At 46.9% G+C, this 12,432-nt stretch carries 13 protein-coding genes; 6 read left to right on the plus strand and 7 right to left on the minus strand.

The window, feature by feature from the left end; genetic code table 11:
* Window positions 1–16: 16 nt before the first annotated feature.
* The 6 genes from LFX17_RS08515 to gshAB are packed head-to-tail and all read left to right on the plus strand — an operon-like array spanning window position 17 to window position 8,156.
* Window positions 17–1,252 (plus strand): GNAT family N-acetyltransferase, encoded by a 1,236-nt coding sequence (locus LFX17_RS08515; RefSeq protein WP_238746082.1) that lies wholly within the window; start codon window positions 17–19, stop codon window positions 1,250–1,252.
* Window positions 1,249–1,584 carry an ATP-dependent Clp protease adapter ClpS gene (gene clpS, locus LFX17_RS08520; protein WP_238729876.1) on the plus strand — a complete coding sequence of 112 codons (336 nt, stop codon included), beginning with the start codon at window positions 1,249–1,251 and terminating at the stop codon, window positions 1,582–1,584. Before LFX17_RS08515 ends, clpS begins: the two co-directional genes overlap by 4 nt.
* Window positions 1,581–3,818, plus strand: a complete 2,238-nt coding sequence (gene clpA / locus LFX17_RS08525) for an ATP-dependent Clp protease ATP-binding subunit ClpA (protein ID WP_238746084.1) — start codon at window positions 1,581–1,583, stop codon at window positions 3,816–3,818. The genes clpS and clpA overlap by 4 nt, the downstream gene beginning before the upstream one ends.
* 26 nt (window positions 3,819–3,844) lie before the next feature.
* Entirely contained in the window at window positions 3,845–5,578 is a 1,734-nt protein-coding gene (ggt, locus tag LFX17_RS08530; protein ID WP_238746086.1) for a gamma-glutamyltransferase, read from the plus strand.
* Window positions 5,575–7,137 (plus strand): glutamate--cysteine ligase, encoded by a 1,563-nt coding sequence (gshA, locus tag LFX17_RS08535; protein ID WP_238746088.1) that lies wholly within the window; start codon window positions 5,575–5,577, stop codon window positions 7,135–7,137. The genes ggt and gshA overlap by 4 nt, the downstream gene beginning before the upstream one ends.
* A complete protein-coding gene (gshAB, locus tag LFX17_RS08540) occupies window positions 7,125–8,156 on the plus strand; it encodes a bifunctional glutamate--cysteine ligase GshA/glutathione synthetase GshB (RefSeq protein ID WP_238746090.1) in 1,032 nt (343 codons plus the stop codon). Before gshA ends, gshAB begins: the two co-directional genes overlap by 13 nt.
* Here the strand turns inward: gshAB and LFX17_RS08545 are convergent.
* The 7 genes from LFX17_RS08545 to LFX17_RS08575 form a co-directional block, all read right to left on the minus strand.
* Window positions 8,153–8,395, minus strand: a complete 243-nt coding sequence (locus tag LFX17_RS08545) for a glutathione S-transferase N-terminal domain-containing protein (protein ID WP_238731556.1) — start codon at window positions 8,393–8,395, stop codon at window positions 8,153–8,155. The two genes, gshAB and LFX17_RS08545, sit on opposite strands and share 4 nt — an antisense overlap.
* The gene (grxD, locus tag LFX17_RS08550) at window positions 8,395–8,715 is read right to left on the minus strand and encodes a Grx4 family monothiol glutaredoxin (protein ID WP_118956676.1); all 321 of its coding nucleotides are present in this window, start codon (window positions 8,713–8,715) and stop codon (window positions 8,395–8,397) included. Before grxD ends, LFX17_RS08545 begins: the two co-directional genes overlap by 1 nt.
* Window positions 8,712–8,939, minus strand: coding sequence for a BolA/IbaG family iron-sulfur metabolism protein (locus LFX17_RS08555; protein WP_002178416.1), 228 nt, complete (start codon window positions 8,937–8,939; stop codon window positions 8,712–8,714). Before LFX17_RS08555 ends, grxD begins: the two co-directional genes overlap by 4 nt.
* 93 nt (window positions 8,940–9,032) lie before the next feature.
* Window positions 9,033–9,302 (minus strand): BolA family protein, encoded by a 270-nt coding sequence (locus tag LFX17_RS08560; RefSeq protein ID WP_238729881.1) that lies wholly within the window; start codon window positions 9,300–9,302, stop codon window positions 9,033–9,035.
* Between the two features lie 13 nt (window positions 9,303–9,315).
* A complete protein-coding gene (locus LFX17_RS08565) occupies window positions 9,316–10,089 on the minus strand; it encodes an ABC transporter permease (RefSeq protein ID WP_238746092.1) in 774 nt (257 codons plus the stop codon).
* Window positions 10,086–11,003 (minus strand): ABC transporter ATP-binding protein, encoded by a 918-nt coding sequence (locus tag LFX17_RS08570; RefSeq protein WP_238746094.1) that lies wholly within the window; start codon window positions 11,001–11,003, stop codon window positions 10,086–10,088. Before LFX17_RS08570 ends, LFX17_RS08565 begins: the two co-directional genes overlap by 4 nt.
* 24 nt (window positions 11,004–11,027) lie before the next feature.
* Window positions 11,028–12,404, minus strand: coding sequence for a dihydrolipoyl dehydrogenase (locus LFX17_RS08575; RefSeq protein ID WP_238746096.1), 1,377 nt, complete (start codon window positions 12,402–12,404; stop codon window positions 11,028–11,030).
* Window positions 12,405–12,432: the final 28 nt, after the last annotated feature.

A 12,432-nucleotide genomic window follows, 5' to 3' on the forward strand; every position in this document is an offset into this window, starting at 1 on the left:
AGTCCAAGGAAATAGCATGTCTTCCCCGTCACAGACCGATATCCGAGTCGAATTCATCGATTCCATCGTTTCGATTTCCAAGGAAGAATGGAACGCGATTTCCGATCCAAAAAGTCCTTTTTTAGAATACGATTTTTTACGATCCCTCGAAGTTTCCGGCTGCATCGGATCAACCACGGCCTGGGTACCGAAATACTGCGTCCTTTGGAAAGAAGGGCGATTTTCCGCGGCGATCCCATTCTTCCTCAAATACGATTCCTACGGAGAATACATCTTCGATTTTCAGTGGGCGCAATTCTTCGCACAATCCGGACTCAAGTATTATCCGAAAGGTCTGGTAGCGGTTCCGTTCACACCCGCGACCGGAAAAAGAATTCTTCATGAAGAAGGTCTCGGCTTAAAGGAAGTCTGCGCGCATCTGATCCCCGCCTTACTTCGATTCGGAGAAGAAGAAGGACTTTCCGGAATCAATTTTTTATTTCTGGAAAAGGAAGAATCCGAAGCGCTCGCCGAATACGGGTTTGCAACAAGACTTTCTCACCAGTATCATTGGATCAACGGGGATTACTCGAGTTTCGAGGATTATCTCACGGCGATGAAATCCAAAAAGAGAATGCAGATCAAACGGGAAAGAGAGATCGTAAAAAGTTACGGACTCGACATCCGAGTACTGGAAGGAAACCAAATCCAAAGATCGGACATCGACGCGATCTGGAGTTTTTATTCCGACACTCATTCGCGGAAATGGGGTTCGGCTTATTTAAACCGAAAATTTTTCGATTCCGCATTCGATACGTTTTTGGATCGGATCGTTCTGGTTTTAGCTTTCAAAGAAGGGAAGGCAGTAGCGGGAACATTCAATCTTCGTAAAGGAGATTTTCTCTACGGCAGATATTGGGGCTGCACCGAATATTATTCCCATCTTCATTTCGAATGTTGTTTTTATCGATTGATAGACTATGCGATCCGGGAAAAGATCCGGGTCTTCGAAGCGGGAGCTCAGGGAGAACATAAATTTCTGCGCGGATTTCCGGCGGTTCCGACCTATAGTTCGCATCGGATTTTTCATCCTCGGGCCCGAAATGCGATTGAACGTTTCTTAAAAGAAGAAACACTGCACATGCAGGAAATGATCCACGAAACCAACGAACATTCTCCCTTAAAAGAAGTTCAAACGAATGTGTCTCTTTGGAGCGACGCATCGGCGGATCCGTCCGAACGCGAATCCGTTCGGGAGAATTTCGAACCATGAGCGATATATTTCGATTCGACACAGAGGAACAAACCCTCACCAAAGAAAAGGTCAAACTAAAAAAACCTTCCAAATACAGAGTCATCATACTCAACGACGATTTTACTCCGATGGAGTTCGTCGTATGGATCCTGCAAGTGGTCTTTCACAGAAGCCGGGCGGAAAGTCAGCAGATCATGCTGAAAGCTCATATCACGGGAAAAGCGTTATGCGGCGTTTACTCGCACGACGTGGCAAGAACCAAAGTCATACAAGTTCAACAAATCGCGGAACAACACGGATATCCGCTCCACTGTACGATGGAAGTGGAGGAAGGAGAGGAGGAATCATGATTCTCACGGAAGAAATGGAACGCACTTTAAAAAAGGCTTGGGAAGAAGCCAAAAAAAGAAGAAATGAATTTATTACGCTCGAACATATCCTTCTCGCATTGACGTACGATTCGGTCGGCAAGGAAGTTTTGGAAGCCTGTGGAGCCGACCTCGAGCGTCTTCGAAAGGATTTGATCGGTTATCTGGAAAGCGAACTGGAAGCCTTCCCCGAATCTTCCGGCGACGTGGACCCGATTTATACGATCGGTGTGCAACACGTTTTACAGCTCGCCGAGTTTCACGTTCAATCCACAAGAAACAAAAAGATGGATGCGGGCGACGTTCTCGCCGCCTTGTTCCGCGAAGATCAATCCAACGCTGTATATTTTTTAGGAACCCAGGATATTACCCGACTCGACATCGTACGTTATATCTCTCACGGAATACGGAAGGATTCCAAAAACAGGGAAAAGGAAATGATCGGCGAGGACGGTGAAAAGATCTCCGATCCGCTGCAAGCGTTCTGTGTGGATCTGACCGCAAAAGCACGGGAAGGAAAACTCGATCCTATGGTGGGACGAGAAGACGAACTCGATCGTACCATTCACATTCTATGCAGAAGAAGAAAAAACAATCCGATCTTTGTGGGCGAGGCCGGGGTCGGAAAAACTTCCATTGTGGAAGGACTTGCACAAAGAGTAGTGGACGGAAAGGTTCCGGAACCGTTGAAGAACTTGAAAGTATATTCGCTCGATATGGGACTTCTTCTTGCGGGAACCAAGTTTCGGGGAGAATTCGAGGAACGTCTGAAAAACGTCGTCACGCAGATTACGGCTCAGGAAGATCATGTTCTCTTCATCGACGAGATTCATACGATCATCGGAGCGGGCGCCGTTTCGGGCGGTTCGCTGGACGCGTCCAACCTGCTCAAACCGGCTCTTTCCAGCGGAGAACTCCGTTGCATCGGAACGACTACCTATAAAGAGTTCAAAACTATATTCGAAAAAGATCATGCGCTTTCCAGAAGATTCCAAAAGGTAGAAGTCGGCGAACCGTCCATTTCGGAGACGGTGGAAATTCTCAAAGGGCTTTTAGAAAAATACGAAAGTTTTCATAAGGTAAAGTATTCCGCTTCCGCGGTGGAACAAGCGGCCGAGTTATCGGCCCGTTACATTCTGGATCGTAAACTTCCCGATAAGGCAATCGATCTTTTGGACGAAGCGGGTGCGCGCGTTCGACTCCGAGAAGGCGGTAAGAAAACGGTAACGGTCCGCGAAATCGAGGATCTCGTTTCTAAAATCGCAAAGGTTCCTTCGGTTACCGTCAAAGCGGACGACCGCGAGAAACTCAAAAACCTCGACGAAGAATTAAAGGCGAAAATTTACGGGCAAGATACTGCGATCGATCAATTGGTTCAATCGATTCGATTGTCTCGAAGCGGACTTGCGGAACCGGGAAAACCTGTCGGTTCATTTCTGTTCGCGGGACCAACGGGCGTCGGTAAAACGGAGCTGACTCGAAAGCTTGCGGAGATCCTCGGCGTGGAACTCGTTCGTTTTGATATGAGCGAGTATATGGAAAAACACACCGTATCGCGTTTGATCGGTTCTCCTCCGGGTTACGTCGGTTTCGAACAAGGAGGACAATTGACCGATGCGATTTATAGAAATCCGCATTGTGTGCTTCTTCTCGACGAGATCGAAAAGGCGCACGAGGATATCTACAACATTCTTCTGCAGATCATGGATCACGCGACTCTCACGGATAACAACGGAAGAAAATCAGATTTCCGTCAGGTGATTCTTGTGATGACGACGAACACGGGCGCGCGGGAACGTTCCACGAATCCGGTCGGTTTTGGAAACGACGTTTTGGAAGATAGAAGTATGAAGGCGATCGAGAAACAATTTTCTCCCGAGTTCAGAAACCGTCTGACCGCGGTCATAGAATTCTCCGCTTTGAATCAGGAAAATGTAACCAAAGTAGTTGCAAAACAGCTTGCCCTTTTGCAGGAACGTCTGAATTCTAAACAAATCGAATTGGAGTTTCAGGAAGACGTACTCGTCTACATCGCCGACCAAGCTTATACTCCGGAGTTTGGCGCAAGACCCGTTCAGAGATGGCTCGATACGCATATCTCCAAACGGATTTCCGAAGAGATTCTTTTCGGAGCGCTCAAGTCGGGCGGAAAGGCGAAACTGATCGCCGGTAAGGATGGAATTGAAATGGAATTCTCCACCGGTAAAAAATCCTAAACAACAACCGATCGAATTAGGGTCCGATGAAACAAATAACTATCCGTATCGTTCTGATACTTTTCCTCTTTTCCTGCAAAGAGGTTCCTCTTACCATCGAAGGAAAAAGTATTTCCACGGATTTACTCGTAACTCCTTCGCATCAAAAAAAACACACCGACTATTTCAGCGAAAGTAAGAATCTTATGATCGCGACCGATTCTCCCGAAGCGACCCAAGCGGGGATCGAAGTGGGCAAGTTAGGCGGAAACGTCGTGGATGTGGTCGTCGCAACTTCTTTTGCGATTTCCGTGACGAGACCGCACTCGACCGGACTCGGAGGGGGAGGTTTTCTGGTTCTTTACTTAAAGGAATTCAGGGAGCCGATCGCGTTCGATTTTCGAGAAAGAGCTCCTAACGCGGCTTCCAGGAATATGTATAAAAGAAAACCGAAAGAGGATTCCCTACTCGGGTTTCGTGCCGTTGGTGTTCCGGGTAACGTGGCCGGTTTGGTTCGTATTCATAAACGGTTTGGAAAACTTCCTCTGAAAACGGTGGTTGCACCGGCGATTCGTCTTGCACAAGAAGGGTTTCGCGTGTATCCCGATCTGAATTCCGCGATTCAAAAGTCCTCCAAAGATATGGACGAAGAAATGAAAGGGATTTTTCTTCCCGGAGGTAAGGTTCCCGAGGTAGGAAATCTTCTCGTTCAAAAAGACTTAGCCGGTTCCTTAAAGATGATCGCCGAATCTGGAGAAAACGAATTCTACCGCGGTAAGATTGCGAACGCACTTACGACCGCGATGAAAAAGAACGGAGGTTTGCTTACTTCTCAGGATTTGGCCGGCTTTCAAGTTCTTGAAAAGAAAACGCTGCAATCGAAATACCGCGGTTATACGATTTATACGATGCCCCCGCCTTCCTCGGGAGTTCATCTTTTGACGATGCTGTCGATGGTGGAAACGAAACCTCTCCAAGAAATGTATGAGAAGGACCCCGTTTCTTATTATCATTTTATGACGGAGGTGATGCGAAGAGGTTACGCGGATCGTGCGATTCTCGGAGGGGATCCTGCGTTTACGAAAATTCCTTTGGATCGGCTTCTTTCCAAAAAATACGCGGAAGAGAAGATCGCCGATTTCGATCAACAACGAGCTTCGAGCAGCTCCTCCTTTTTAAAGACGCTCAACTTCGGAGTCGAATCTCCACAAACAACGCATATCTCCGTGATGGATAAGGACGGGAATTCCGTATCGACCACACAATCGATTAACTTTCGATTCGGCGCATCGGTCGTGATTCCCGGAACGGGGATCGTTCTCAACGATACGATGGACGACTTCAGTCGCGCTCCGGGGGAACCGAACGTTTACGGACTGATCGGTGCGGAGGCGAATTCCATTCTGCCTAAAAAAACTCCTCTCAGCAGTATGTCTCCTACGATCGTGTTTCGAGGAAAAGAACCTTTTCTCGCAACGGGCGCGCCGGGAGGTTCTTATATCGTAAACGCGGTTTTACAGTCTCTCGTTTATAACCTCGACTTTCATTTGACCTTATACGAATCCGTCGCACGCGGAAGAGTGCATCATCAATTCTTTCCCGATGCGGTCTTTATTGAAAAATCCGTGAACGAAAGAAACGTATTCGACGGTCTTTCCGCAAGAAAACACGACATCCGAATCGCTCCGAACTTTGCGAAGCTATTCTCTGTCAAAAGGGAGAACGGAACGCTCTACGGAGCTTCCGATCCACGTGGAGAAGGAGCCACAGGCGGACTTTGAAAACAAAAGAGCTGACACAGTCGCAGATCGAAGAAGTTTCGCTTGAAATTCTTTTAAGACATGCGGTCAAAGCGAAACACGGTTTGGAAAAGGAAAGTATGCGGGTCAATCCCGACGGGACTCTCGCGAGAACGCCTCATCCGGCACATCTCGGTTCCAGTCTTACCAATCATTATATCAAGACCGATTTCGCGGAACCGCAGCTCGAATACGCGACGCATCCTCGCCCTAAGATCGAAGCGAACATTAGAGAATTACAAGATTTGCATATATATACGATCCGCAAACTCGACAACGAACTCATCTGGCCTTTCAGCATGCCCCCCGTTTTGCCCGAAGACGAAAACGAGATTCCTTTGGGCCAATACGGAACCTCGGCTTCCGGAAGATGGAAGACCATCTATCGTCACGGACTCGGTCTGCGCTACGGAAGAAGAATGCAGACGATCTCCGGTGTGCATTATAACTTCTCGTTCTCGAACGTTTTTTTGAGACAGTTCTTGGGAAAAGAAGTCTCGAACTTCACAAAGGAAGAAATTTCTTCCCTGTATCTGCACGTGATCCGAAACTTCATGAGAAGGGTTCACTATTTAACGTATTTGACCGGATCGTCCGCCGTGTTCGATTCCACTTTTTTGCCGAACCCCGGAGATTTGAAGTTCGAAAAACATAAGAATTTTACGATGTATTCTCCGTATGCGACGTCCCTTCGGATGAGCGAGATCGGTTATACGAGCAAGATTCAGGACACATTAGGAATTCATTATAATTCTTTGAGCGAATACGTGGATCGTATGTGTTACGCGGTGCATACTCCGTATCCTGGTTACGTTCCGTTTTCCGAAAACAAGGACGCGCAGCTCAATCCGAATTATCTTCAGATTGAAAACGAGTTTTATTCACCGGTTCGACCGAAGCAGGTTCCGAAAGGCGACGAACGTCCGTTAGACGCTTTGCTCGATCGGGGAATCGAATACATCGAAATCCGTTCTTTGGATATCGATCCGTATTCTCCCGTGGGAGTTTGCCGTTTGAATCTCGCCTTTACGCAACTCATTCTTTTGGATTCTCTTTTGAGTCCGTCTCCTTCGATTTCGACCGAAGAAAACGCGATTCTTAAGGAGAATTTGAATTCGGTGATTTGGGAAGGAAGAAACCCGAATCTCCAAGTTGCGGTCGACGGAAAAAGAAAAAATTTCCAGACTATCGGCGCCGAGTATTCGGAATCCCTCCGGCATTACGCGAAGATTTTGGATCTTCATACGGGGAAAAGCACGTATCAGGATTCGATCGACTTTCAAATCAAAAAATGGAAAAATCCGGACAAGACACCTTCGGGAAAACTACTTGCAGAAATTCTAAAGCGCGATATCGAATTCAGAGATAAGGGGATGGAGCTTGCGAGAGAAAACAGAAGGGCTTTGTCCTATTTGGAATATTCTCCGGGAACCTTGACGAAAATGGAAAAAGAGGCGGTTCGTTCTTTCCAAGAAAAGGAACAGTTGGAAAGGGAAGAATCCCAAACCCATTATCCGACCGTTAAACTATGCAATCATTGAAATTAAAGTCGGGTGAATTTCTTTCCCCGGAGATTTATACGTTGGAAGGATTTTCCGATCTGGAAATTTCCACGCAGATCGTGATTCGGGACGCTTTGAATCGCGGTTTGGAAGTGGAAGTCCTCGATCGTAAAAATCATTTTTTACGGCTCAAAGATTCGAACGGTCTTGTTCAATACGTGAAGGAAGCTTCCAAAACCGCTTTGGATTCCTACATGTCTTTTCTCGTGATGGAAAACAAAACGATTTCAAAAATCGTACTATTCGAATCCGGTTTGGAAGTTCCCGCGGGTGATAGTTTTGCGGAAGCCGATTCCGCTCTTGTCTTTTGGCGGAAGAATTCGAACCGTAAAATGGTGGTCAAACCGGTAACTACCAATTTCGGAATCGGAATCACCATACTGGCTCCTTTCGCCTCCGAAGAGGACGTGAAGAAGGCGATTAAAATCGCATTCAACCATTCCGAATCGATCATCGTGGAAGAATTTGCGGAAGGAAACGAATATCGTTTTCTTGTGGTCGGAAACGAAACGGTCGCGGTTTGCAATCGGATTCCGGCTAACGTGATCGGGGACGGAAAACATACGATCGAACAACTCGTTGCGATTAAGAACGAGGACAAACGCAGAGGAGTGGGGCACGTTACACCTCTTGAAAAAATTCAGTTAGGCGAGACGGAACTGGATGTACTGCAACAATTCGGCTTTACGAAGGAAAGTATTCCTTCTAAGGATCAAAAAGTATTTTTAAGAAAAAATTCGAACATCAGCACGGGCGGAGATTCCATCGACGTAAGCGATCTCGCTCATCCTTATTACAAGGATCTTGCCGTGAAAGCCGCCGCTTCCGTGGGCGCTAAGATCTGCGGTGTGGATATTATCTTAAAGGATTTGGAAACAAAAGGGGAGTATCGGATTCTTGAGTTGAACTTCAACCCCGTTTTATACATTCACAATTATCCGTATGAAGGTAAAAACAGGGACGTGGGAAATAAGATTTTGGATCTTCTCGGTTTTTAAGAAGCCTTTTTGAGCTGAACGTATTTTACGATATCTCTCGATTCGTACATTCTGTGGTCCCCGTCCACAAGAAAGGGAACCTGACTTAAACCGCCGAGACGAATCACTTCCTCGCGGCCGGGGGTTCCCCGGCTCGCTTCCACGAGTTCATAGTCCTTGCCCGCGACGAGACCCATCTTCTGGAATTCGCCTCTTACATAAGCGCAGTAAGGACAAGATTGAAAGTGGTAGAGCTTCATCATGCGCTCACAATACCCACTTTCTTCTGAAGATCGCCCGTTTTTGCCATTTCGACTACGATGTCGTGCCCGCCGATGAATTCTCCGTTGATGTAGAGCTGGGGAATTGTGGGCCAGTTCGCGTAGTCCTTGATTCCTTGACGCATGGTTTCGTCGGAAAGAACGTTGAACGATCCGAATTGAATCCCCAGACTTTTTAATACGTTAGACACACCGGCGGAAAATCCGCACATCGGGGCTTCGGGGGTTCCTTTCATAAACAGAAAGACTTTGTTCGCTCCCACAAGACCTTCTATCTTTTGTTTTACTTCTTCGTTCATTCTTGTATCCTCGTTTCCAGTGCAAGCGCGTGCACTTCCTGCTTTAGTTCTTCTTTAAGAGTTTCATAGACCATTCTATGCTGCTCCAATATGGATTTACCTTCGAATCCTTTGTAAATCACAACTGCCTTGATATGTACTCCGTCCCGATACGGATCCAAGATCGTGACCTTGGAATCGGGAAGACCGGATTCTATCTTATTTTTGATTTCATCGATTGTCATCGTTCTTTCTTTAGACTCGAATCAAAACCTTTGTCGTTCCGATCCAATCCTGGTTTTAGAATTTTGAATCCCTTTTTTGTTACAATCCGAAATTTAGTCGTGATCGCTTGTTTCCAGAGTAATTGCGTGCAACCCGCGATCGATCCAAGGTTTTAAAATCGAATAGACCATTCTATGTTGTTCCACTTTGGTTTTTTGTGCGAACTCGCTCGTGATCAAAAAAATCCGAATGTGTGTTCCTTCCGGTTTATTTTCGGGATTTCCGGCGTGACCCGAGTGTTCCGCGCTAAAATCCTCCACTTCCAAGCGGATCGGATGGAAGGCGGCGATGAGCGCGGATTCGATTTCTTCGGAGACTTTCATCGTAACGCGCGGATCAGTTTCTGATCCCGATTCCTTTTTTCAAAAGATACACGGAAAGAAGATAAAGGGCAAGCGTAGCGACCGCTATCATCGAAAGCGCGAACCAAGGTTCGATATCGCTGATTCCTAAAAAGCCGTATCGGAATGCGTTTACCATATACAAAATCGGATTGAGTTTGGAAACGTTTTGCCAGAACGGAGGAAGCATCTGGATCGAATAGAAAACCCCGCCGAGATACGTCAACGGCGTAAGAATAAACGTAGGAATGATCGTAACGTCGTCGAACTTCTTCGCATACAACGCGTTTAAAAATCCGCCCAGGGAAAAAAGAAGGGAACTCAAAACCACGGTTGCAATCAACATCGGAAAGTGAAAGACTTCCAGCTCGGTAAAAAAAAGAGAAATCGCGATCACTAGAATTCCCACCAAAATACCGCGGATCACGCCACCCACCGTATAACCCAAAACGATGAGAGAAGGCGGAGTCGGAGAAACCAAAAGTTCCTCGATGTTTCTCTGAAACTTCGCCCCGAAAAACGAAGATACGACGTTGTTATACGAATTGATGATTACGGACATCATCACAAGTCCCGGAACGATGAATTGAATGTAGGTATGATCGCCTATGTTTCCGATCTGCGAGCCGACCAACTTTCCGAAGATGATAAAGTAAAGAGTGATCGTGATTCCGGGAGGAATCAGCGTCTGGACCCAAATGCGGAGGATTCGGACGGTTTCCTTGTTGACGATCGTTTTGAACGCGTTGTATTTTTCTAAGAAGTTCATCCTTTTTTCTCCACAAGTTTGAGAAAGAGTTCTTCCAATCGGTTCGACTTGTTTCTCATGCTGCTGATCTTGATTCCGTTCCGTTCGAGAAGCTGGAACAAATCGTTTAACGAAGCGTCTCCGTAGATCGAAGCTTCTAGAGTCGTGTCGTCGATCTGTTTGAGTTCCACTCCGGGAACCGGTTTGTGAGAATTTAGATGACCCGTAAAATCCAGGATAAACGTTTCATGATCGAGTTTTTGCAGTAGATCCTTCATCGAAGTGTTCTCCACGATTTTTCCCTGATCGATGATCGCGATGTTTCTGCACAGACTCTCCGCTTCTTCCAAATAGTGAGTCGTGAGAATGACGGTGATTCCCGAAGCGTTCAGCTTTTGCAGAAATTCCCAGAGAGATCTCCGGAGTTCTATATCGACGCCTGCGGTAGGTTCATCCAAGATCAGAATCTTCGGATTGTGAATGAGCGCTCTTGCGATCATCAGCCTTCGTTTCATACCGCCGGAAAGACGACCGGCTGCTTCGTTTCTTTTTTCGTAGAGTCCGAGTTGTTGTAAATATTCCCCGGCGCGTTCCGCGGCGAGTTTGCGGTCCATTCCGTAATAACCGCCTTGGTTCATTACGATCTGTTCCACCTTTTCGAAGATGTTGAAGTTGAATTCCTGTGGAACGATTCCGATATACGATTTCGCTTTAGCAAGATCCGTATCGATGTCCGCGTCCAGGATTTTGACGCTGCCGGAGGTTTTGTTCACAAGCGAGCTGAGAATTCCGATCGTCGTCGACTTTCCCGCACCGTTCGGACCGAGAAGTGCGAAAAAATCCCCGTTCTCCACGTTCAGACTGATTCCTTTGAGGGCCTGTACTCCGCCCGTATACGTTTTGACTAAGTTCTCAATTTGCAGGGCAAATTTCATAAAGTTTGAATGTTCCCATCGTTTTTATGTTTGTAAAAGTTCGTTCGCTTTTCTTGCCGCGTTCCGTGCGATTTCGGGTAACGCGGGATGTATGTAGATCATTTTCAAAAGATCGTCGAGTGTGCCGCCCATCGTCATCAAAAGAATAAAAAGATGAATTACGTTCGAAGCCTCGTCTCCGATCGCGTGCGCTCCGAGAACCTTTCTCGTTTTTTTCTCCACAAGGATTTTGATAAAGCCGCTGTCGGAAAGACGCGCCATTCCGGTCGCGCTGGCGCTGTACGGATTTTTCGCGGCGATAAAATCGATTCCTTCTTTTTTGAGCTGCTCTTCGGTTTTGCCGACTTTTGCGACCTGAGGATGCGTAAAGACCGCGTGAGGAACGGGGGGATACTCGATCGGGGACCGTTTCTTTTCCTGATACAAGGTTCTAAATAGAAATTCTCCCTCGAAGTTCACCGAATGTCTGTAAAAGTGTTTTCCTGTGATGTCTCCGAGCGCATAAACTCCGGGCGCGGTCGTTTCCAAATATTCGTTTACTTGAATATAGCCGTTTGCGTCGGTTTGAATATTCGTATTCCCCAAATCCAGAAGGTCCGTGTTCGGACGGATTCCGGTCGCAACAAGAAGGGCTTCCGCTGCGAGTTGAATGGGTTTTCCGTGTGCAAGAACTTCCAGGTGGAACATATTTTTATTATATTCCACTTTTTGAACGTTGCTGTGGAGAAGAACTCTCTGTTCTTTCGAAAAGACGCGTTCGAATTCGTCGACTACGTCCCCGTCTTCGTTTCCCAGCATTCGATTGCGGACGAGAAATGTGACGTCGCTTCCGAACGCGGAATACGCGAAACCCAGCTCCAACGCGATAAAGCCACCTCCGATCACGATCATGGATTTCGGAAGGTCGGTTCTGCGAAGCGCTTCGCGGCTTGTCATAAACGGAGTTCCTTCCAAACCGGGAATGTTCGGAATGATCGGTCTGGCACCGGAAGCGATAAAAATTCTCTCCGCAGTAAGTTGTTCTCCGTTTACGGTCACGACCTTATCGGAAAGAAACGTTGCGGTTCCTTGAATGTACGTGATGTTCGGATTCTTTTCATACGCGGGAAGAATGGAAGCCGATTCGTCGTCGACGGTTTTAGAAATCCGTTCCACGAGAGTTTTAAAATCCACTTGCGGTTTGCCCGGAAACGTGATCTGAAACTTCTCCGAATTTTTAGCCAAAGAAAGAATTTCGGCGGGATAGATGAGCATCTTGGAAGGAATACATCCCCGGTTCAAACAAGTTCCGCCCGGACTTTCCTTTTCGATCACGGCCACCTTGTAACCGATCTTAGAAGGAGGGGTTACGAGTTTGGTTCCTCCGCCCGTTCCGATCACGATGATGTCATATTCTTTCACAAAAAAGAACCGCCTTGGTTACAGATTC

Origin of the sequence: Leptospira sanjuanensis, from assembly GCF_022267375.1 — a bacterium.
Taxonomy (GTDB): domain Bacteria; phylum Spirochaetota; class Leptospiria; order Leptospirales; family Leptospiraceae; genus Leptospira; species Leptospira sanjuanensis.

Coding starts and splice junctions, on each gene's coding strand:
- ggt (WP_238746086.1), top strand. CDS start 3,845: ATGAAACAAATAACTATCCGTATCGTTCTGATACTTTTCCTCTTTTCC.
- LFX17_RS08555 (WP_002178416.1), bottom strand. CDS start 8,939: ATGACAATCGATGAAATCAAAAATAAGATAGAATCCGGTCTTCCCGAT.
- clpS (WP_238729876.1), top strand. CDS start 1,249: ATGAGCGATATATTTCGATTCGACACAGAGGAACAAACCCTCACCAAA.
- LFX17_RS08515 (WP_238746082.1), top strand. CDS start 17: ATGTCTTCCCCGTCACAGACCGATATCCGAGTCGAATTCATCGATTCC.
- LFX17_RS08565 (WP_238746092.1), bottom strand. CDS start 10,089: ATGAACTTCTTAGAAAAATACAACGCGTTCAAAACGATCGTCAACAAG.
- clpA (WP_238746084.1), top strand. CDS start 1,581: ATGATTCTCACGGAAGAAATGGAACGCACTTTAAAAAAGGCTTGGGAA.
- grxD (WP_118956676.1), bottom strand. CDS start 8,715: ATGAACGAAGAAGTAAAACAAAAGATAGAAGGTCTTGTGGGAGCGAAC.
- LFX17_RS08545 (WP_238731556.1), bottom strand. CDS start 8,395: ATGAAGCTCTACCACTTTCAATCTTGTCCTTACTGCGCTTATGTAAGA.
- LFX17_RS08570 (WP_238746094.1), bottom strand. CDS start 11,003: ATGAAATTTGCCCTGCAAATTGAGAACTTAGTCAAAACGTATACGGGC.
- gshAB (WP_238746090.1), top strand. CDS start 7,125: ATGCAATCATTGAAATTAAAGTCGGGTGAATTTCTTTCCCCGGAGATT.
- LFX17_RS08560 (WP_238729881.1), bottom strand. CDS start 9,302: ATGAAAGTCTCCGAAGAAATCGAATCCGCGCTCATCGCCGCCTTCCAT.